The organism is Halobacillus yeomjeoni, from assembly GCF_020171525.1.
Classification (GTDB): domain Bacteria; phylum Bacillota; class Bacilli; order Bacillales; family Halobacillaceae; genus Halobacillus; species Halobacillus yeomjeoni.
Map to the genome: position 1 here is coordinate 112867 of NZ_JAIVAI010000007.1, position 21345 is coordinate 134211.

Annotated in this window: 17 protein-coding genes; 10 read left to right on the forward strand and 7 right to left on the reverse strand. The window is 41.7% G+C overall.

Annotation, left to right across the window (positions count from 1 at the left end; genetic code table 11):
• Nucleotides 1–28 precede the first annotated feature (28 nt).
• From kynB to recQ, 3 genes are all read right to left on the reverse strand, one after another.
• Nucleotides 29–649 carry an arylformamidase gene (kynB, locus tag LCL89_RS15175; RefSeq protein WP_224810797.1) on the reverse strand — a complete coding sequence of 207 codons (621 nt, stop codon included), beginning with the start codon at nt 647–649 and terminating at the stop codon, nt 29–31.
• Between the two features lie 15 nt (nt 650–664).
• Nucleotides 665–1945: a kynureninase gene (kynU, locus tag LCL89_RS15180; RefSeq protein WP_224810798.1), complete on the reverse strand. Its 1281-nt coding sequence runs from the start codon at nt 1943–1945 to the stop codon at nt 665–667.
• A gap of 449 nt (nt 1946–2394) precedes the next feature.
• Nucleotides 2395–4542: a DNA helicase RecQ gene (gene recQ / locus LCL89_RS15185; protein ID WP_224810799.1), complete on the reverse strand. Its 2148-nt coding sequence runs from the start codon at nt 4540–4542 to the stop codon at nt 2395–2397.
• 200 nt (nt 4543–4742) lie between these two features.
• On the opposite strand from recQ, the gene LCL89_RS15190 reads away from it, so the two are divergent.
• Genes LCL89_RS15190 through LCL89_RS15200 form a run of 3 tightly spaced genes read left to right on the forward strand, consistent with a single transcriptional unit; the run spans nt 4743 to nt 8033 of the window.
• Entirely contained in the window at nt 4743–6203 is a 1461-nt protein-coding gene (locus LCL89_RS15190; RefSeq protein WP_224810800.1) for a circularly permuted type 2 ATP-grasp protein, read from the forward strand.
• The gene (locus tag LCL89_RS15195; RefSeq protein ID WP_197317125.1) at nt 6196–7158 is read left to right on the forward strand and encodes an alpha-E domain-containing protein; all 963 of its coding nucleotides are present in this window, start codon (nt 6196–6198) and stop codon (nt 7156–7158) included. Before LCL89_RS15190 ends, LCL89_RS15195 begins: the two co-directional genes overlap by 8 nt.
• Nucleotides 7159–7181: 23 nt before the next feature.
• A complete protein-coding gene (locus LCL89_RS15200; protein ID WP_197317126.1) occupies nt 7182–8033 on the forward strand; it encodes a transglutaminase family protein in 852 nt (283 codons plus the stop codon).
• 100 nt (nt 8034–8133) lie between these two features.
• Here the strand turns inward: LCL89_RS15200 and brnQ are convergent, their stop codons facing one another.
• The gene (gene brnQ / locus LCL89_RS15205; RefSeq protein WP_224810801.1) at nt 8134–9459 is read right to left on the reverse strand and encodes a branched-chain amino acid transport system II carrier protein; all 1326 of its coding nucleotides are present in this window, start codon (nt 9457–9459) and stop codon (nt 8134–8136) included.
• Nucleotides 9460–9891: 432 nt separating this feature from the next.
• On the opposite strand from brnQ, the gene LCL89_RS15210 reads away from it, so the two are divergent.
• A complete protein-coding gene (locus tag LCL89_RS15210; protein WP_197317128.1) occupies nt 9892–11748 on the forward strand; it encodes a cation:proton antiporter in 1857 nt (618 codons plus the stop codon).
• A gap of 35 nt (nt 11749–11783) precedes the next feature.
• Here LCL89_RS15210 and LCL89_RS15215 read toward each other — a convergent pair whose 3' ends face one another.
• Nucleotides 11784–11966, reverse strand: a complete 183-nt coding sequence (locus LCL89_RS15215) for an SE1832 family protein (RefSeq protein WP_224810802.1) — start codon at nt 11964–11966, stop codon at nt 11784–11786.
• A 125-nt stretch (nt 11967–12091) separates the two neighbouring features.
• On the opposite strand from LCL89_RS15215, the gene LCL89_RS15220 reads away from it, so the two are divergent.
• The 4 genes from LCL89_RS15220 to LCL89_RS15235 all read left to right on the forward strand — a co-directional run bounded on the left by LCL89_RS15220 (nt 12092) and on the right by LCL89_RS15235 (nt 16135).
• Nucleotides 12092–12940 (forward strand): GNAT family N-acetyltransferase, encoded by an 849-nt coding sequence (locus LCL89_RS15220; protein WP_224810803.1) that lies wholly within the window; start codon nt 12092–12094, stop codon nt 12938–12940.
• A 249-nt stretch (nt 12941–13189) separates the two neighbouring features.
• Nucleotides 13190–13747, forward strand: a complete 558-nt coding sequence (locus LCL89_RS15225; protein ID WP_224810804.1) for a TRAP transporter small permease — start codon at nt 13190–13192, stop codon at nt 13745–13747.
• A 30-nt stretch (nt 13748–13777) separates the two neighbouring features.
• Nucleotides 13778–15043 carry a TRAP transporter large permease gene (locus LCL89_RS15230; RefSeq protein WP_197317132.1) on the forward strand — a complete coding sequence of 422 codons (1266 nt, stop codon included), beginning with the start codon at nt 13778–13780 and terminating at the stop codon, nt 15041–15043.
• Complete coding sequence (locus tag LCL89_RS15235; protein WP_412768011.1) at nt 15044–16135, forward strand: DctP family TRAP transporter solute-binding subunit; 1092 nt, start codon at nt 15044–15046, stop codon at nt 16133–16135.
• Between the two features lie 35 nt (nt 16136–16170).
• Here LCL89_RS15235 and LCL89_RS15240 read toward each other — a convergent pair whose 3' ends face one another.
• Both LCL89_RS15240 and LCL89_RS15245 read right to left on the reverse strand, forming a co-directional pair.
• Complete coding sequence (locus LCL89_RS15240) at nt 16171–17361, reverse strand: MFS transporter (RefSeq protein WP_197317133.1); 1191 nt, start codon at nt 17359–17361, stop codon at nt 16171–16173.
• Between the two features lie 80 nt (nt 17362–17441).
• Complete coding sequence (locus tag LCL89_RS15245; RefSeq protein ID WP_197317134.1) at nt 17442–18521, reverse strand: AI-2E family transporter; 1080 nt, start codon at nt 18519–18521, stop codon at nt 17442–17444.
• Nucleotides 18522–18797: 276 nt separating this feature from the next.
• Here LCL89_RS15245 and pepT point away from each other — a divergent pair, with 276 nt between their 5' ends.
• Both pepT and LCL89_RS15255 read left to right on the forward strand, forming a co-directional pair.
• Nucleotides 18798–20024 carry a peptidase T gene (gene pepT / locus LCL89_RS15250; protein WP_224810805.1) on the forward strand — a complete coding sequence of 409 codons (1227 nt, stop codon included), beginning with the start codon at nt 18798–18800 and terminating at the stop codon, nt 20022–20024.
• Between the two features lie 532 nt (nt 20025–20556).
• Entirely contained in the window at nt 20557–21333 is a 777-nt protein-coding gene (locus tag LCL89_RS15255) for a TerC family protein (RefSeq protein ID WP_224810806.1), read from the forward strand.
• The last annotated feature ends 12 nt before the right edge of the window (nt 21334–21345 follow it).

The window sequence follows — 21345 nt, forward strand, 5'->3', positions numbered from 1 at the left end:
TTGGCGCATACCCTTGCGCCAACCTTTTTTATTTTTGTCTTAGTACTGCTCGGACAGGGCTCCCATCTGCTTCTTTCATTTTAAGTGGGAAAGCCATTAATTCATAGACACCTGGAGCCACGTGCTCCAATTGCAGACCTTCCAAAATCAAAATGTCATTTTCGTAAAGGGAGTGATGGGCATTCAATTCTTTGCTGGTTTCAGGATCGACAGAAGGCGTATCGACACCAATCAAATCGATTCCCTTGGCACGAAGGTAAGGCCCCACATCAGCTCCGATAACCGTATAATCCTTTGGGAATTCAGAGCGGTCTTTCCAACTGTTTGTCCTGAATAAAACTTTCTTGACCCCATGATATTCAAAGGGGTGGAGGTCGTCTTTGGTTATGTTTTTCTTATTTTCCATATTGATCACTAAAGCATCACCAAGAAACCTCTCGACTGGTAAATCTGCCACCCTAAACCCATCCGAGTCATAGTGAAAAGGGGCATCGATGTGTGTCCCGATATGGTTGCTGGCTTTCAGTTGGCCGACATTCACAGATCCTGTTTCTTCCATGGAGAAAGTCAGGTTGTACTTGAATGCTTGATCCCCCGGCCACGGTGGGGTTTGGTCATCAAGCGTCATCGAAATATCAATCAACTTCATGAAGCATCCTCCTCCTTAAGCAATAATTCCTCGTTCATTTTTATATTGTTTGTGTTTTTCATTCATAATAATATCTTTGAGTATGAACATGACTTCATAAACATCCTCAAAACTTGTGTAAAGAGCTATAGGAGCCAATCGAATGACATTGGGGGAGCGGAAGTCAGGAATGACGTTCTCGTCTTTTAAAGCTTTACAAATACTAGCCGCTTCAGGGTGAATCAGGCTTACATGGCCACCACGGTGCTGGTCTTCTAATGGATTGGCGATTTTTAACCCACAATCATAAAGCTCCTGGTGGATTAAATTCATCATCAAACGAGTCAATTGCAGTGATTTTTCACGAACGGATTCAATTCCCGCTTCATGGAATAATTCAAGAGACCCGAGAAGAGGTGCAGAACTCATGATATGAGGAGTTCCAATCTGATAGGCGCCTGCGTTTTCAGCAGGTATCAATGTATGCCCCATGTCAAATTGTTTCTCTTTGTTTGAGCTGAACCAACCTGCAAGGCCTGGTTTTCTACCTGTATGTTTTTCGTGTACAAATAATCCACCAACGCCTCCGGGTCCACTATTCAAATATTTATACGTGCACCATACAGCGAAATCAACTCCCCACTCGTTCAGTTGGTGTGGAAGCGCTCCGATGGAGTGGGCCAGATCAAACCCGACAGTGATCCCTTTTTCATGGGCGGCTTTTGTAATCTTCTCAATGTCTAACAGTTGTCCACTGCGGTATAAAACAGAGGGGAGTAAAAGCAAGGCAATATCTTCAGACATCTCAGCTATGATATCTTCTTCCGATAGTGTATAGCCATCTTCACTGTCTACTTGAAGCAAATGATCGGCAGGATCCAGGCCGTGGAGTTCAAGCTGGCTTTTTATTGCATAAATATCAGAGGGGAAGTTGAGTTCATCTGCCAAAATTTTCGTACGTTGATTGTCCGGTTTGAAAAATGTAGCTAATAATTGGTGCAGGTTGGTCGTGATCGATCCCGTATTGATGACTTCGTGGGGCTTTGCACCGATTAGTGGTGCCGTCATTTCACCAAGTTTTTCAGACATGTAAAACCATGGTTGTTCTCCTTCGGTCCAACCTTCGATTCCATGATTTTTCCAGTCCTGAAGAGCAGTAAGAAGTGTGTGTTCAGCTCTTTTCGAAAGCAAACCAAGCGAATTTCCATCCATGTAATAATGTTCTTCTTTCAGGTAAAATTCATTGCGGAATTTATTTAAATGGTCTGCTTGGTCAAGCTTCCGAACAGTATCTCTCGTTATTTTTGATTTCGTCATGCAATCCCTCCTGAATTTATTATAAAGAAGCTGCGGTGGGCCTGGCAAAAATTCCATAATTTCTTTCAAAAGTGTTTTTTATAGTCTTGGCTTTGTTATTGCTTGGTGTTGTTATATTACAGGTGAGCTTTCCGTCCTGGGTTTTTTATGAGGCGGCCTTTTGAATGACTCGCTTTTCGTGGGGTACCGTGAGCCTAATCAGGCTGCGCCTTCCGGGGTCTCACGATGGACCTTTATCCCACAAGAGTCTGCCATCCCATACTCCTGGTAAAGAACGGACCGAAATCACAATTCAGGAATGTGAACTAGTAAGATATCGTTTAAATTTCAACAATAGACTTTAACAGAGCCAAGTCTTAAAAAGAACACGCTGTCCATCTGGGAAGCGCGTTCTTTTAGGGGGCTGATGGAATTTTTACTATTACGACAGTGGAAGTTTCTACAGCCTTTTACATACATTCATTTTTATGAAGAACAGCTTTAATCATAGAGTAACTGAATTCATCGGGTAGAGCTTCTTTTAACGGTTTCAACTTTTTCTCTTCCAACTGTTCATAGAGGCTTAATACTTGTTGTTCCTGACTGTCATTGAAAAAGCGGGACCAATCAAAGGTATCTTCTTCAGCTGCCGAGCGGAAAAGGTGGTTTTCAATCGTTTGAGGACTTAAACCTCGCTCCTTAGCTATTTCGTTGACCGTCATTTCTTCGTTTTTCCACAATTCATAAGAGATGATATGACTCGGACGATCATCTGCTGGATCTTTTCTTGCAATTCCGGACCTTGATTTAGTTGAAGGAACCGGCCTGCTCTCCGCATTTTCAGCCCATTCTCTTGTCAATTCCAGGAATTGATCACCATATTGATTGAACTTTTGTTCACCTATCCCTTTGATGGAAAGCATCTCATCCTTGTCTTGTGGAAGGTAAATCGAAAGATCTTTAAGAGTGGCATCGGAAAAAATAACGTAAGGCGGAAGACCAGCTTCATCAGCGATTGATTTACGGACGATTCTCAGTTGATTGAAATATTCATGATTATATTTTTCCTCTTGTTCGGTGGTGGTTGACTCCACCAGCATGATGACAGGCTTTTCTCCTTTCAACACGTCAAGTGCCTCTTCAGTCAATCGGAGAGTGGGGTATCTCCCTTGTCCTGGAGCAAGGTATCCTTCAGCTGTAAGAAAGTGAATGAAGCGGGTCAACTCCTTTTCTGTGTAATTAGTCATGATTCCGTAAGTAGGGAGCTTTTGGAATTGGAATTGTTTCACTTTCTGATCGGAAGAACCTCTTAACACTTTGGCTGTCAGCCCCGCACCGAACCTCTCGTCCATTCGTTTTACACATGAAAGAACCATTTGTGCTTCGCGTGTCATGTCCTGCTCGATCCCTTCATAGGTGCAATTGGAACATTTTCCACAAGGCTCAGTGGGGAAGGGGTTATTGAAATATTCTAGAATATACTGTTGCAGACATGTATGGGTATGGCAGTAGTTCACCATGGATTGAAGCTTTGCATACTCCTCTTTCTTTTTATCTTCAGCAGGGGATTGATCGATCAAGAACCGCTGCAGATGGATATCCTGACTGGAAAAAAGAAGAATACAGTCTCCAGGCTCACCATCGCGTCCTGCACGCCCCGCTTCCTGATAATAAGACTCAATATTCATCGGCATGGAATAGTGGATCACAAATCGAACATTTGATTTATCTATACCCATTCCGAACGCGTTGGTAGCTATGATCGTCGTGAGTTCGTCCTGCACAAAATCCATTTGGACTTGCTTCCGTTGATCTTCTGTCATCCCTGCATGATATTTTCCTGTAGAATACCCTTTTTTGGATAAAAACTGCTGCAATTGATCGGCGTCTTTCCGAGTGGCTGTATAAATAATCCCTGCTTCATCGGGACGGGATTTTAAATATTCCTGCACGAAGTCCCGTTTGTCACGTCCTTTGATGACTCTGAAGGAAAGGTTCTCCCTCGCGAAGCCCGTGTTGACCACCGAATGATCGGGAACGTCGATCAACGCTTGGATATCTTTGATGACTTCTTGAGTTGCAGTGGCTGTCAGAGCCATCAGTACCGGCAGATCAGGAATCTGTTTCAATGTCGGAACAATAGAACGGTAACTGGGTCTGAAATCATGACCCCACTGGGATATACAGTGGGCTTCGTCAAATGCAATCAATGAGAGGTCGATCCTTTTCACGACACTCATGAAGTGGCTGGAGTCGAAACGTTCAGGTGCTACATAGATAAATTGATACGATCCTTTTTCCATATCTGATATCCGTTGTCTTTGTTCTTGGATTGAAAGGGAACTGTTTATATACGTGGCTGCAATTCCATAAGAATTCAAGGCATCCACTTGGTCCTTCATCAGGGAAATCAATGGAGAAATAATAATGGCTGTCCCGGGTAAAGCGAGCCCCGGAATTTGGTAGCAGAGAGATTTTCCACCGCCTGTGGGCATGACCGCTAATGTATTTTCGGATTCTAATACTTGGCGAATCGCTTGTTCTTGTCCCGGGCGGAATGAAGAAAATCCGTAATATTGTTGCAGGAGTTGTTCAGCTTTTTGAATCAACTTTATCATCCTTTTTCTAAATGCTCATTTTTTCTATAACTCTATTTCTCCTTTTATCTTATCATGGTCATAAGCCGAATCGAATGATGGAGTTGGGGGATTTAATAATGAAATAAGGTGAATTATGTTGCAATATTCTTACAATTTATCGGTTTCTGCGGTACACTGTGTGTATGAATCTTTAATTTTAGATGTGGAGGGGATTTAGTGTGTTGATCAATTACCAGACTGGGACATTCTTCGACGAAATGATTCAAAGTAATGGACAACCGAAAAATCATTACCAATGGTTTTATCAACTGGTAGAGGAATTTTCAGAGCAAGAATTAAAAGAAAAACATGAAACGGCTCAATTGAATTTCCTTCGCCAGGGAATCACGTTTACTGTTTATAACCATACAGGTGGTACAGAGCGGACGATGCCATTCGATTTTGTACCGATTATCATCCCTGAAGAGCAGTGGAATAAAGTTGAAAAAGGTATAAAGCAGCGTATGGAGGCTTTGAATCTATTCTTAGAAGATATTTACCATGATCAAGAGATCGTAGAGGCCGGCATCATCCCTAGAGACCTCATCGAGAATAATCCATATTATTACCACAAACAGGTGGGTGGGGTGAAGATTCCTTTGAACAACCACATCTTCCTTGCCGGGGTGGATTTGATCCGTGACGAACACGGAGATTACAGGGTGCTTGAAGATAACTTGCGGAACCCTTCCGGGATGTCCTATGTCTTCCAAAACCGCTATGTGATGAGGCAGGTCTATCCAGAATTATTCTATCAGCATTCCATAGAGTCCCTCGAACATCAATTATCAGAACTTCACAATGCCGTTACAAGTCATGTTCCATTGAATGCAGACCCTGACAAAAAACCTACAGCAGTCCTGCTGACCCCTGGAATGTACAACTCCGCTTATTATGACCATGTATTTTTAGCGCAACAAATGGGAATAGAGTTGGTTGAAGGAAGGGACTTGATCGTCAAAGACGATGTCGTCTATATGAAGACAATTAGAGGTTTGAAACGTGTGGATATCATCTATCGTCGAATTGATGATGATTTCCTTGATCCAGAGGCATTCCGTCCGGATTCAGCATTAGGTGTTGCTGGATTATTAAGTGCCTATAAAAAAGGAAATGTCTCCATTTTAAACGGGATTGGAAACGGAGTAGCGGATGACAAGGCGATGTATGTCTATGTTCCTGAAATGATTCGATTTTACTTAGATGAAGAGCCTATCCTTCCGAATGTTGAGACTTATTTCCTGAGCGATCCTGAAAAACTGGATTATGTTCTGGACCACTTGGATGAATTGGTGGTGAAAAACGTTGGTGCATCGGGCGGATATGATATGTTGATCGGCCCCCAATCCACCGAGGAAGAGCGTGTAGAGTTCAGAAGGAAAATCATTGAAAAACCAAGTCAATATATCGCCCAGCCTACCATCAAATTATCCAGGGCACCAGCCTACCAGGACGGACGGTTTTATCCATGTCACGTCGACTTACGTGTATTTGTCATGAATGGGCGTTATACGAACGTTCTTCCAGGGGGGCTTTCCAGAGTTGCGTTGAAAGAAGGATCCCTTGTTGTGAACTCATCTCAAGGTGGCGGTGGAAAAGATACGTGGATTTTAACGGAAGGAGGTCAATCCAATGCTTAGTCGTTTAGCTGATTCATTGTATTGGATGTCCCGGAACATTGAGCGTGCAGAAAATAATTCAAGGGTACTCAGCGGCCATTTGATTCACATGGTAGAAGTTTCAGACGAAGGTATTGCTGACCGTGATTGGGGAGAAATCCTCGAGATATGTGCATCTAAAGCAGATTATGATCAATTATACAATCGCATCGATCGTGAAGCGATCATTCAATATCTAATGATGAGCCCTTTGAATATCAATTCCTCTATGAACTGCATGTTGTATGCTAGGGAAAATGCAAAGGCTACAAGAGACATTATTCCCGATGATTTGTGGGAAGTATTGAACCATTTCCACCTATCTCAAAAAGATTGGCAGGAATTGCCGAACACTAGACAACATACGCAGGAATACTTGAAAGAAGTGATCAAAACTTCGATGACAGCGCAGGGAGTCATTGAATCGACGATGAGCCGCGGTATTCCTTACACATTCATCAAAGTAGGAAAATGGCTGGAGAGAGCTGAAAAAACTGCCCGGGTCCTGAATGTCGTTTGTGAAAAAAACAGAAGAGAAGCGCCTCATAAAACCAGTAATTACTACTACTGGCTGAAAGCACTTCATTTCTTGAATGGTTATGATGGATACATTAAAGAGCATCCGCCTAGTATGGAATCCAAACATGTCTTGAATTTCATGATCAAGGAAAGTACATTCCCACGATCGATACGCTATTGTATCGATCATGTGTCCGATGCCATTCAAAACTTAGAATCAGGAAAAGTCTCTCACTACTCGGAAGATTTGTTCCAGATGTTAGAGCTGGTAAAAGAAGAAATAGAGCAAACATCGATTGAGCAAATGGACATGGAAGAATTGATGAAATTCCTGGACCATTTCCAAGATCGATGCCAGACGGTTAGTCGTATGTTCTCCGAAACGTATTATTTAATTGAACCAGTACATGTGAGGTAAGAGAGTCATCGGGAGGAATACACGTGAAGTATCAAATCGAACATACGAATACGTTTTATTATGAAAACTTTGTAGATCAAAGTATGAATCATATTCGTTTGAAACCAAGGACGGATGAATGTCAAAGATTATTGGCTTATCGTACTGAAATCTATCCCAACTCTGTCATAAAAGAGCATGTGGATCTTTGGGGGAACCATGTACAGACATTTTTCATTCCTGAGAAACATGAACATTTGACTGTGGAAACTTCATCAACAGTGAGTATTCAAAAGACTCCATTAATACGCATGATCCACAGTTCTGATGAAATGCGGACAATCTTTCATTCGGATTTGTTCAGAAATCACTATCTTGCTTATTTGAATGAAACACCCTATACATTCATGTACAAGGAGCAGGTGGCAGAAATCACTCGAGAGGTCGGAAATCCATCAGATCCCATTCAATTTTCACTTGATTTGATGGAATATATAAACCGATCCCTTATTTATGACACTTTAACTACGAACGTAAATACAAAAGCATATGAGTCCTGGCCAATGAAAGCGGGAGTTTGTCAGGATTTTGCTCACATCATGATCAGCGTATTAAGAGCGAATGGAATTCCAGCTCGTTATGTAAGTGGCTATCTATATGTGGGGGAGGACTCTGCTTTAATCGGTGATGCAGCTACGCACGCCTGGGTAGAGGTCATGGTCCCTGGAATCGGATGGGTCGGTTTAGATCCCACAAACAATGTGGAGGTATTGGAACACCACATTAGAATCGGAACAGGAAGAGATTATGCCGATGTTAGTCCTTTGCAGGGGGTTTATCGTGGAGGTGGACAGAAGCTGGATGTGAAGGTGAGCGTCACATTGCTCAGCTCATAACTGATCTTTTTCGTTCTCCTTGTATTCCTTAAATACCGTATATTTTAATTAAACAAATAAGAACCACCCCTCTGTAACAAGATGGGTGGTTCTTTATTTTTTAGTTTTGATAGCTTTCTTTAGAGACGGATTGTTCTTTAGGCTGTTTTATCAGCTGTATGCCGCCTCCGATAAGGCCTCCGATTACAGCAGGCACTACCCAGCTTAAGTTCAATTCAAAAAGTGGAAGCTGACTGATCAATGGCTGAATGGAAGAAACATCTACTCCAAATGCGACCAGCCCGTCATAAAGAGCGATGACGGATGTGAATAAAACCGCCCCGCGATAGACGTATGTGGAGTGGTTGAAAAGTCTTCCTATGAAAGTCAAGGCTACCAATACAATTGTAATTGGGTAAACAAACACTAAAACGGGTACAGAATAAGAAATGATCTGATTCAATCCGATATTGGAAATTCCAAAGCTGATTAATGTCACGATAATGATGACTGCATTATAGGACATGTTTGGAATTCTTTTGGAAAAGAATTGACCACAAGCGACTGTCAGACCGACACAAGTCGTAAAACATGCAAGAGATACGATGACACCGAGCAGAATGGTTCCAGGTTGTCCGAACATAATTTGTGCAGCACCAGATAGGATAGCACTTCCATTATCATAAGTACCCTCACTGGCCATTTTCACACCAATCCATCCGATCGCCACGTAGACGCTGGTCAAAGCGACAGCTGTAATCAAACCGGCTTTGATGGTACGGGTCATCAATACTTTCGGGTTTGTGACCCCGCGATCACGGAATGAAGTTATGACAATGATTCCGAATGCTAAAGATGCGATGGCATCCATCGTCAAGTATCCTTCCAGAAAACCTGTAAAGAATGGTTGTGCTTGATATTTTTCACCAGCAGATTGAACAGGGCCATCAAGGAAGAAGAAACTCCCTATGACCAAGCCAAGAATGGCAAGGAATAAAGCCGGTGTTAACATTTGACCGATTCGATCGACCATTTTGGATGGATTTAGACTTACCCAATAGACAAGAATAAAGAAAACAACAGTAAAAATAAATAATGTTAATGAAGATCCATTTACAAAAGGAACTACACCAGTTTCAAACGCTACATTGGCTGCTCTGGGTATAGCAAAAAATGGACCGATTACTAAATAGACCATGGATGTGAATAATAATCCGAACATAGGGTGAACCCGTCCAGCAAGCTGGATCGCTCCGTTTTGGACAAGGGATATGGCAGCAATCGTTATGATGGGAAGCCCCACTCCTGTTAGTACAAACCCTGCAATAGCAGCAAAGTAAGAATGGCCTGATTCCATTCCTAATGAAACGGGATAAATTAAATTTCCAGCACCGAAGAATAGTGCGAATAGGGTAAAACCGATAAATAAAGTATCACGTGCTCTCATTCAATGTGCCTCCTCATAGGTGTCAGTATATTTTACGTAAAAAAACCTCTGCTATCCAACACGTAGCAGAAGCTGTTCTGGGATAAACCTGGTGTTCGACAAAAAATGATGAATCTTTACGCCCAAGCAATATTATCAATGGGGAATTCGTATGTCAACAAATTTTTTAGAAAATTATAAAGGTTATGATTTCCAATTGAAAAAACGCTTACAAAAAGAACTGTTTCTCATTCTTATTGGTTGAAGAGATAGCTTTGTCTTTCAGCTTCCGGTAATGTATGAATGTGCGGGGCAGAGTCACATGAAACGGGCTTTATGGCATGGGTCCCTATCCACAACCTAAATTGTTTACAGAATGTATAGCTGGATATAGAATATGGCTATATCTAATTGTCAGAATAAAACTACTTATGGAGACGAGGGATGTCATTCATGATTGATTCACTACTGCTCCAATTTATGGTGATTGGTATTTTGGGAGTAGGCTCCCAATGGGTCGCCTGGCGTTTCCGGCTGCCTGCTATCGTAGTCATGTCCATTGTCGGTCTGCTTGCAGGTCCGGTCTTTGGGATGATGAATCCTGAAGAGGATTTTGGGGATTTATACAAGCCTATTATCTCTTTAGCTGTCGCCGTCATATTATTCGAAGGAAGCTTGAACCTCGATTTTAAGGAAGTCCGAGGCCTTGGTCGGCCGGTTTTCAGAATTGTTACGTTCGGTGCGTTTTTAAGCTGGATTCTCGGATCTTTGGCTGCACACTATGTAGCAGGACTATCCTGGGCGGTAGCCTTTGTCATTGGTGGTTTATTCATCGTCACAGGGCCGACAGTCATCCTTCCATTATTAAGGCAGGCGAAACTGAAGCCTCGTCCAGCTAAAATTTTAAAGTGGGAAGGAATTATCGTAGACCCCATAGGTGCGTTACTTGCCGTCTTCGCATTTGAAATCATTGAGTTTTTATTAGGAACCAACGTAAACCCGTCAGCCCTGTTTACTTTCTTCTTAGCGTCCATTTTCGCCGTACTACTCGGTTTGATTTGTGGTAAAGGCGTCGGCTGGATGTTTGAAACAGGGTATGTCCCTGAATTTTTGAAGTCTCCAGTCGTTTTCACAGTAGTCATTGCCTGCTTTACAATTGCAGATGAAGTGACGCATGAAACAGGCCTGCTTTCTGTTACCGCCATGGGGATGACACTCGCAAATATGCACATTTCATCTATTGCTGATATGAGGCATTTTAAAGAAAATATTTCCTTGCTGTTGATTTCCACTATTTTCGTAATGTTGACAGCTTCTCTTACTCAGGAGACTCTGCTTGAAATATTCAACGTAAGAACTATAGGTTTTGTGCTTCTCATGTTGTTTGTGGTCCGTCCTTTATCGATATTCGTATCCACATTAGGGACCGATTTATCGAAGTCTGAGAAGCTGTTGGTCGGCTGGATTGCTCCAAGGGGTATTGTAGCCTTGACGGTAGCCAGTTACTTCTCAAGCATTCTTTTAGAATCAGGATTTGAGGATGCCTCCATCCTTATTTCCATCACCTTTGCCTTGGTATTCACGACCGTAGTTGCGCATGGGTTTTCGATTGGCTGGCTTTCTAAGAAACTAAACCTTTCTACTGAAGGACCACCCGGGGTTTTAATATCAGGAGGAAGTGCATTTTCTACAGGTCTGGCTAAAACGTTTGAAGATTTGAAGGTTCCGGTCTTAATAGCAGATTCTTCATGGGAGCGTTTATCTCGTGCAAGGTCGATGGGAATCAAATCATATCACGGGGAAATTTTGTCTGAACAAACGGAGTATTACCTGGATATGACACCGTACGAGTATTTGATTGCCGCTACTGAACTTGATTCTTATAATGCACTCGTCTGTACGACCTTTGTTCCGGAATTCGGAAGAAATAATTTATTCCAACTGAGTTTAAGGAATAAAGAAGGCGATGACCTTGAAGACCTTGTTCATACTATAGGTGGGCGTGTCCTTTTCAAAGACGGTGCTTCGTGGGAAGAGCTGAACACGATGGTTGAAAATGGATATGTCTTTAGGAAAACGAACATCACCGCTCAATATACGTACCAAAAATATTTGGACAACATAGATGAAGTCGCTATGCTTTTGTTCATTAAAAAAGCATCAGGTAAAATCGAATTCTACAGTCAGGACTCAGAAAATAAAGCTGAGGATGGCGACGTTGTCGTTTCCTTAACACCGCCGAGTAAGGAGTTTGAGCGGATACAGGAGAGATTGGAAGAACAACGGAATGAACAAAAGAATAAATCATGAATAAAGCCTCCCGCAATAAGCGGGAGGCTTTATTATTAGGACTTCACTTCAGCCAATTCTTTTCTCAATTCTTTCATTTCTACTTCGATTTTTTCAAGCTGCGCTTCAGCGTTTTGAACGTTTACACCATTAGCTTCTAATTTATCCATATCTCCTTGGATGCGGATATAATCAGATTTCAAAGAAGCAATCTGATCTTCGATTTCTTTTTTAGTCATTTGCATCACTCCTTTCTTTCATTGTAGAGGACATGTCAAGATGTTAAAATAGTTTTAATTTTCGACTTTGAATGACTATTTTATCATGCAAATAGTTTCATTGACCTAGAAGAGGGGTATAAATTATGAAAATTATAAGAAACGAACCACTTGACTGTTTTCTAGAAGAGGTTGAGTCATTATTACTTCAAAATGAAGCAGCAAATAACCTTCCAATTGGAATTTTAAATCAAATGAAACAGGATCCTTCCAAACTTCATCTTAAGCGGATACGTATCGCTGATGGAAACACTACCGTCTTTTTGGCCCTGAGAACCCCTCCACATTATTGGATCTTACCTTTTATAAAATCCATGAATCCACAACATATTCGTTTATTAACCACCTACTTGAAAAAACATGATATTGAAGTTCCTGGTGTATTAGGAGAAGAACAAGCGGTGGATGTGTTTGTACAGGAGTGGCAAGATGTGAGCAGCTGTCGCCCTGAACTACATATGAAACAAGGGATTTACCTTTTGCGTCACCTCTCTCCATTGAAGCAGCAGGAGGGGAGTTTAGTGGAGGCTGGGCAAGCCGATAAACCACTGGTTAAACAATGGCTGATTGAATTTGGAAAACAGACGAATGAACTCATAGATGAAGATAGAGCACAAGAACTGGCGGCTCAAATGGTAGAAGCAAAAAGGGTTCATTTTTGGAAAAGAGCAGGTGTCTATGTTTCTATGGTATGCCGGGCGAGAGAGACGCCTAATGGTGCTACAATCAACGGTGTCTTCACACCTGATCAATATAAAAAGAAAGGTTATGCTACTCAATCGGTATGGGCTTTGACGAAGAAATTATTAGACGAAGGGAAAAGTTTCTGCGCTTTATATACGGATATGGAAAACCCGACATCGAATTCCATCTACCGAAAAATAGGATATGAATGGATTGGGAGTTCAATCGTTTACAAATTCATTCAAAATTAATAAGAAGGTAAGGATATTTGATAACAAATAATTACAAAAAGTAAGTATTTTGGAGTAATCCCCAATTAAAACCAGTAATGTGGATGATTTATACGTTGTGTCTGAGTAAGTCCAGATAATGAGAAAATATAAGATCTATTGATGAAATTTTCTGTATTTATAGATTTGTGCATGATTCATACGTCCAGTATGATTTTAACTACATGAGCTTTTATGAGATGTCTCAAGAGATTATAGGAGGCTAAATCGTTGAATCTTCTAAAAGGGATCGACAAAATCATTTTGAAAGTGGAAGAATTCATTTTAAGTTATGCAGTCATCATTATTGCACTTATGGTGGTCGGCAAAGCATTAAGCCGGGCGATGTTCAGTTATTCTCCGCCATTTGCTGATGAAGTCAGTCAAATAGCGATTGTTGTAGCTACGTTCATGGGAATCAGTTACGCAGCAAGAAAAGGGCGGCACATCAGTATGTCCGCTTTCTATGACTTAGCTCCTTTCAAAGTCAGAAAGGTGCTGTCAATTTTCATTCCGTTCATTACAGCAGTCGTTTTATTCACGCTGACTTATTTTTCATCCATATATGTCCAGGGGGTTTATGAATCCGGACGAGTGACATCTGCACTTCAAATGCCGGCGTATATTTTGTATATCTTCATTCCTATTGGATTTTTGCTGGGAGGTATTCAATTCTTACGGAACATGTGGATGAACATCAAGCATAAGGATGAAGTGTATTTAGGTACAGATGCGAAAGATTATAATGATTCAAATCAGAAAGAAATCCAAGAAGGAACACATTTGTAAACGACTAAACGATAAAGAGAGGATATCAATATGGTAGCTACTTTATTAACAATTATGGTGGTCCTTCTATTATTGAATTTTCCAATGATGATTCCGCTCATGGCGGCTCCATTAATTGTGTTATTCTTATATTTTCCGAATTTGGACCCTATGATATTGATGCAGCAGTTTTCAACAGGAATTGAACCTTATGTCCTTCTTGCTGTTCCATTGTTCATTTTTGCCGCGGACATTATGACAACTGGGAAAACTTCAAATCGACTTCTTGATTTTATCGGTTCATTCATCGGTCACATAAGAGGGGGATATGCGGTGACTACCGCAGCAGCCTGTACGCTGTTCGGTGCAATCTCTGGATCCACCCAGGCTACAGTGGTAGCCATCGGTAAACCGATGAGAGAGCGTCTGTTGAAGATCGGTTATAAAGATCCCACCGCAATGGCTTTGATTATCAATTCGAGTGATGTAGCCCTGCTTGTTCCACCGAGTATTGGTATGATCATCTATGGATTGGTCTCCGGAACTTCGGTAGGAGATTTATTTATTGCAGGTATCATCCCTGGTATCATCGTTTTCTTAAGTTTTGCAGTATATAGTGTGATCTATGCCATTATCAAAGACATTCCATTAGCAAGCAAGGCTTCGTGGAGTGACAGATGGCGGATGACCAGAAAGGCATTATTGCCGCTGGGCTTCCCTGTGATCATTATTGGAGGTATATATACTGGGCTGTTCAGTCCTACGGAAGCGGCGGGAATGTCCGTCCTGTATGCGTTTGTTTTGGAAGTGGTCATCTACCGGTCCATACATATAAAAGAACTTCCAAAAATCGCGCGCTCGACGGGGTTAGTCACATCGGCAGTATTTGTGCTTGTTGCAGGTGGACAAGCGTTTACGTGGGTCATTTCATTCGCTAGAATTCCACAAATGATTACTGAAGCCGTTCTGGGTCCAAACCCAAGCGCAATCTTTGTATTGTTGATGGTTACGGTATTCTTCTTCATAGGCTGTATGTTTGTCGATCCAATCGTCGTTATTCTGGTATTGACTCCGATTTTCTATCCAGCAGCCATGAATGCCGGCATCGATCCAGTCCACTTAGGGGTTGTCATTACGTTCCAGGCAGCATTAGGATCTGCCACACCACCGTTTGGGGTGGATATATTCACGGCAAGTGCTGTATTCAATAAACCTTATTTAGAAGTGATCAAAGGAACGCCGCCGTATATTTTAATGATGGTGGCCATCTCAATCTTATTGATTTTCTTTGAAGAACTTTCACTCATTTTACTGTAAGTGAAAGATAAAAATACATGGGAGGTCATTCAAATTAACAAGACAAAATTATTCATTAATGCAGCTGTAGTGGTACTGTTATCCCTCATCTTATCCGCGTGTGGAGGCAATGGAGGAGACAGTACCGGGGGAGAAGGACAGACATACAACTGGAAATTCGTTACGGAAGAAGTAGACGGGCAGGTTCAATATGAGTATGCAGAAGAATTTGCAAAACGTATGAACGAAAAATCAGATGGAGCAGTCAACATTGATGTCTATGAATTCGGCGGCTTAGGAAGTGAAACGGACCAAGTAGAACAGTTGCAGAATGGTGCTGTTGAATTAGCAATCATGTCTCCTGGTTTCACTGGAAATATGGTGAAAGAAGGGCAGATATTCGCACTACATTTCCTGTTCCCTGATAGTGCTGAAAAAACACAGGAAATTTTGAATACCAGTGAAGCGTTGAATACTGACCTTCGTAAGAAATATGAAGAACACAGTATTTCACCTTTGGCGTATTGGACAGAAGGAGCTATGCAGTGGACGTCAAGCAAAGAGATTACGGAGCCTGCAGACTTTAATAATTTCAAAATGCGTACACAAACATCCCCTTTGATTTTAGAGTCCTACAAAGCTTACAATGCTGATCCTACTCCAATGAGCTGGTCTGAACTATACACGGCTTTAGACCGTGGTACAGTAGAAGGACAGGAAAACCCGATTTTCTTCATCGGAGATGCGTCCTTTTATGAAGTCCAAGATCATATGACTATTTCCAACCACAACAACTATGTAGCGATGACCACGGTGAATACTGACTGGTACAACAGTTTGGATGAAGAGATGAAATCGATGGTGGACGAGACTGTAAAAGAAATGCAGGAATGGGTGTTTGAAGAACAGAAGAAACAAAATGAAGAGTGGTTGGAAAAAATCAAGAATGATGAAGAAAATCCAACAGAAATTGTGGAGTTGACGGAAGAACAAAGGAAGATGTTCCAAGAAAAAGCTCTGCCTGTGCGTGATTTCTACCGTAATGAAGTTTCTACAGTAGATGGAGAAATTTTGGATAAGTTACAAGAAGAAATCAAGTCCGCAACAGAATAAAGGAAAGCCCCGTATCTTGAAATACGGGGCTTTTTTTATGATGGGGAAGTCCAGGGCTCCTGTTGTTTTCTGTAATCTAGATAAGTGAGGAATAAGACTGCAATAAATAATAGACTGGAAAATTGGAACAAGGTGGCAGTCGTTGAAACGAAGTTATAGATGAAACCAAGAACAAGGGCACTCGAACCTATACCTAGGTCAATCGAAGAATAATACATTCCATTTGCGATTCCGCTCCGTTCTGTCGTCGTCTTCGAGATGACCCATGCCTGTAGGGCAGGCATCATCGATCCAAACCCTATTCCGAACATAGCTCCGGCGATGATGAGGTCTGCATTGGAATCAGCTAATGACAACATCCACATGGCAATGAATGAAAGAACGGAACAAAACATGATTAATACCCAAGGGCCATGCTTATCGAAATACCTTCCAGTAATAGGACGAGAAATGGTTGCCATGACAGCATTAAAAAAGTAAAAGAGAAAAGTCCCTGTAAGTCCCTGTTCGTTTCCGAAAATAACGAGATATGTCACCACTGACCCATAGCCGAATGTGTTTAAGAAAGTCACCAAAGCAGGGTAACGGCTCTTTTGTTCAATCAAAGACCCGAAAAAAGAGAATTTAGGAGGAGACTCCTGATTTTTATACACGCTCTCCGGCGTAACAAAATGGGTCAAGGAAAATAACACGATGGCTACCGCGCCTAATGCTGTGGCGATCCAAACCAGCAAGTCGAATGAGTAATTTTGATATAAGTAAATTCCTAAACTTGGTGCCATGATCATCCCTACGGTAACGGATAATCCAAAATAACCCATACCTTCTCCTACGCGACGGCGCGGTACAAGGTCGACCGCAGCTGTTCCATTTACAGTTGTTGACCATCCCCACGCGATTCCATGGATGAACCGGATGATCAATAAGACGACAACGATTTGAGTGACCGGATAAAGGGCAGTCATGATCAATAAGGATACAGCGCCGGTCAATACTAGGATTTTCCTTGGTCTGGTCATCAGTAAGTGACCGATAAAAGGACGGATGATGATAGCTGCAAATGCAAACGTAGTAGTGATCAATCCGACTTGCAGACTGCTTCCACCTATTGATTCTATATAAGGGGGCAAATTGGGTAAAAGCATCTGAAAGCTCATGAACGTAAATAAGTTAGCTGCAAGTAAAAATATAAAAGGCCATGTCCAAAGCCTTTGAGATTGTTGCATAGGTTTTCCTCCAATTTTAAGGATTGGCAAAAAAATGAACCCGCTATCGTAAGCATAGCGGGTAAAAGATTCATACTCAATTATTGAGTTTGATCAGGTGTATTTCTTGAATCAAGCCATTCATGATAGAAATGGGTGATTACAGTCTTGATGACGGCATAAGCCGGAATAGCGAAAATCAATCCGATGAACCCTGCTATACTTCCAGCGGCAAGAATCAAAGTGATGATGGTAAGAGGGTGAATATTCAACGCTTTCCCCATAACGTTCGGAGAGACGAAATTTCCCTCGATTTGCTGTGCAATCACCATGATTACAGCCACCCATACCGCCAGGATAGGATCCTGGAAAAAGGCGACTAAGATAGCCGGAATGACAGCCAAGAATGGTCCTACGAATGGGATGACATTCATGAACATGGCGAATAAAGCCAATGTAAGAGAGTAGTGAAGTCCGATAATCAAGTAGCCCACTAACAAAAGAAGTCCTACGACGATACTTACAGTCATCTGACCTAAAATGAACGCATTCAATGTACGATCAACGGAGTGAGCCAATTTTTCAAAGCTGTTTCCAGTACGTTTTCCGAGGAACTGCTTGATGAATGGGACGAGTTTGTCTCCGTCTTTCAGCATGAAGAATAAGAAAAACGGCACAAGTACAAGAGCGAACACGAACCCAATCAATTGGCTGATGACGTTGATAATAATCTTAGAGGCATCCTGCAGATACTTTTGCAGGTTCTCGATGACATTCTGAATGGTGCTGTCGAACTGACTAGGAATGATGTCTTGATTTTGCTGCCAATAGGTGATGGTTTCACCGAACATATCAATCATTCGTGGCAGATTGTTGATCAATCTAGTAAATTGCTGCTGAGCAATGGGTGCTATGAATTGAACGACAATGAAGCCCGCAACAATATAGAGTAGAAAGACGATAAGGATGGCAAGAATGCGGTTCACTTTATACCCTTCCAGAAACTGAAGGACAGGTCTGGAAATATAAAAAAGAATACCCCCTCCGATTAAAGGAAGGGCAATTGCACCGATGTAAGTCCAGATAGGTGCAAAGAAAAATTGGATTTCATGCAGCAAAAGGATCAAAAGAGATACCAGTATAGCTGCTACTATTGTTTGGAACCATCGTTTATGGATCAAAGAAGACACACCTTTATGTAAAGAATCTACTATCGCACCAGCACTTCCAACTGGTGGAAACTATAATAATTCAAGCATATCCAAAGTGCTCTCTTCAAGCAATAGATACATGAAGAAAAGAAGGATACTTATTTTAGTATCCAACCTTTCTTTTCTCCTATGTTATAAATTCATTACGTTGGAACTGGCACCTCTAACATAGCCTTATCAAAAGATATCCTTTAAACTTAAAAGGATATCTTTTATACATATACATGCTTTAGGAGGAGTCCATACATGAAAAAAGAGCTTTTAGAACGTTTTACATCTTATGTGAAAATCGACACTCAATCCAATGAAGAAAGTACTTCAACACCTTCGACTGAAGGGCAATGGGAATTGGCACAAAAACTGGTTGAAGAACTTAAAGAGATCGGCGTGAGTGATGTTACGATTGATGAAAATGCGTACGTAATGGCCACCTTGCCTTCCAATTCAGATAAGAGTGTACCGACTATCGGTTTTTTAGCTCATATCGATACAGCGACTGACTTTACTGGTAAAGGGGTGAGCCCTAAAATCATCGAGAATTATGAAGGCGGGGATATTGAGTTGAATTCTGAAGTCACTTTATCTCCGAAGGACTTCCCTGAGTTAAAGGATTATGAAGGCCACACTTTAGTGACAACAGATGGAACTACGTTGCTGGGAGCAGATAACAAAGCTGGTATTACTGAAATTATGACGGCTGTTCACCACTTGATTCAAAATCCACAAATCAAACATGGTGAAATCAGGGTAGCTTTTACTCCGGATGAAGAAATTGGTCGAGGTCCACACAAGTTTGATATGGATCGGTTCAATGCGTCCTATGCATATACCGTAGACGGAGGCCCTCTTGGAGAGTTGCAGTATGAAAGCTTTAACGCAGCGATGGCTTATGTAAGCTTTTATGGCAACAGTGTCCATCCGGGTACTGCGAAAGGGAAAATGGTCAATGCGAATAAGTTGGCCATAGAGTTTCAATCTCAGCTGCCTCAAGAGGAGTCACCTGAACAGACGGAGGAATATGAGGGCTTTTATCATCTCAATTCATTCCAGGGTGATGTAGAGGAAGCGAAACTGGTTTATTTAATCAGAGATCACGACAAAGAAAAATTTTCTGATAAAAAAGCCACAATGGAAAAGGTTGCAGGATTAATGAAAGAAAAGTACGGACAGCATCGCGTCTCCTTAGAAATAAATGACCAATATTACAATATGGGAGATAAAATCAAGCCTGTAAAACAAATCGTGGATATCGCATACGAAGCTATGAGGAACTTGCAGATTAATCCTATAGTAAGACCGATACGTGGTGGTACAGATGGTTCACAGCTCTCCTATATGGGTCTGCCTACACCGAACATATTTACTGGAGGGGAAAACTTCCACGGAAAATATGAATACATCTCCTTGGATAATATGGAAAAAGCGACGCGGGTCATCGTAGAAATCGCCCGCCTTACTGAAGAGAAAGCTTGATAAGAAGCTCAAACGTGACAGGTTTATATATTGCATATTTTCCCCTTGAATTGAAAATGATCAGCCTATGAGTCAGGATGAACAAAGCGTTACCCGCCATTTCTACCTTAAAAATGGGCGGGTGAAGGGAAGGTCATCGTGGCAGGAAGCACAACGAATTACAAAATCCGAATGAAGATCCTGCTTTCCTTGAAGAGGTTACGGAAGAACATTCTTTCAGTTTAATCTTGTACATCAAGGGTAAACGATTATTGATGTATAACGATGTTCTCCCCACCTCATACTACAAATAATTGTGAAAATGTGGGTAAAATTCCGTTGACAAACTGAAGTTGCGTGCTAAGATAAGAATAGATATTAGCATTCCTAAAGGGGAGTAGCTGGACAATAAAGTCGTCATTTCGGGAGTGATCCCCGGCTTTATTGGCAACGGACGTTGTTAGCGAGACCTTTACCCGCTGCGGTAAAGGTCTATTTTTTTGGTCTTTGCCACCGTGGCAGGGACCATTTTTTAATAAAGGAGAGTAGAGTCGTGGACGCTCAATTATTATTGGAATATGGCTGGGTATTAATCGTATTGGTCGGTTTAGAGGGAATTTTAGCTGCCGACAATGCGTTGGTTTTAGCCATCATGGTCAAACACTTACCAGAAGAACAAAGAAAGAAAGCCTTATTTTATGGATTGATGGGGGCCTTTGTTTTACGGTTCGGTTCTTTATTCGTCATTTCATTCCTTGTAGATGTTTGGCAGGTGCAGGCTTTGGGTGCCGCCTACTTGTTATTTATTTCAGGAAAGCATCTATTTGATAAATGGAAGGCCCGCGGAGAAGTTGAGGATGCGGAAGAAATACCGGTGGATGCCGAACCACAAAGAGGAAAAGGGTTCTGGGCTACGGTACTTAAAGTGGAACTTGCCGACCTTGCTTTTGCTGTCGATTCTATATTGGCCGCAGTAGCTTTGGCTGTAGCTTTGCCGGACACAGGCCTGCCACAAGTCGGAAGTCTTGATGGAGGTAAGTTTGCTGTCATCCTTGCGGGAGGTATGATCGGAATAATCATCATGCGTTTTGCAGCGAATGTATTCGTCAAACTTTTACAGTCCAGACCAGGTCTTGAGATTGCAGCTTTCGTTATCGTCGGATGGGTAGGTGTGAAGTTGGTCGTATCGACTTTAGCTCACCCTAATATCCATATCTTAGATGAACATTTCGCTCATTCCCCAGCTTGGAAAATCACATTTTATGTGGTGCTGGTAGCAATTGCTGCCCTTGGGTGGTTCTTGTCACCGAAAAGAGATGTAGAAGAATGACTTGCACAAGTC

Coding starts and splice junctions, on each gene's coding strand:
- kynB (WP_224810797.1), bottom strand. CDS start 649: ATGAAGTTGATTGATATTTCGATGACGCTTGATGACCAAACCCCACCG.
- kynU (WP_224810798.1), bottom strand. CDS start 1,945: ATGACGAAATCAAAAATAACGAGAGATACTGTTCGGAAGCTTGACCAA.
- recQ (WP_224810799.1), bottom strand. CDS start 4,542: ATGATAAAGTTGATTCAAAAAGCTGAACAACTCCTGCAACAATATTAC.
- LCL89_RS15195 (WP_197317125.1), top strand. CDS start 6,196: ATGCTTAGTCGTTTAGCTGATTCATTGTATTGGATGTCCCGGAACATT.
- brnQ (WP_224810801.1), bottom strand. CDS start 9,459: ATGAGAGCACGTGATACTTTATTTATCGGTTTTACCCTATTCGCACTA.
- LCL89_RS15210 (WP_197317128.1), top strand. CDS start 9,892: ATGATTGATTCACTACTGCTCCAATTTATGGTGATTGGTATTTTGGGA.
- LCL89_RS15215 (WP_224810802.1), bottom strand. CDS start 11,966: ATGACTAAAAAAGAAATCGAAGATCAGATTGCTTCTTTGAAATCTGAT.
- LCL89_RS15220 (WP_224810803.1), top strand. CDS start 12,092: ATGAAAATTATAAGAAACGAACCACTTGACTGTTTTCTAGAAGAGGTT.
- LCL89_RS15230 (WP_197317132.1), top strand. CDS start 13,778: ATGGTAGCTACTTTATTAACAATTATGGTGGTCCTTCTATTATTGAAT.
- LCL89_RS15240 (WP_197317133.1), bottom strand. CDS start 17,361: ATGCAACAATCTCAAAGGCTTTGGACATGGCCTTTTATATTTTTACTT.
- pepT (WP_224810805.1), top strand. CDS start 18,798: ATGAAAAAAGAGCTTTTAGAACGTTTTACATCTTATGTGAAAATCGAC.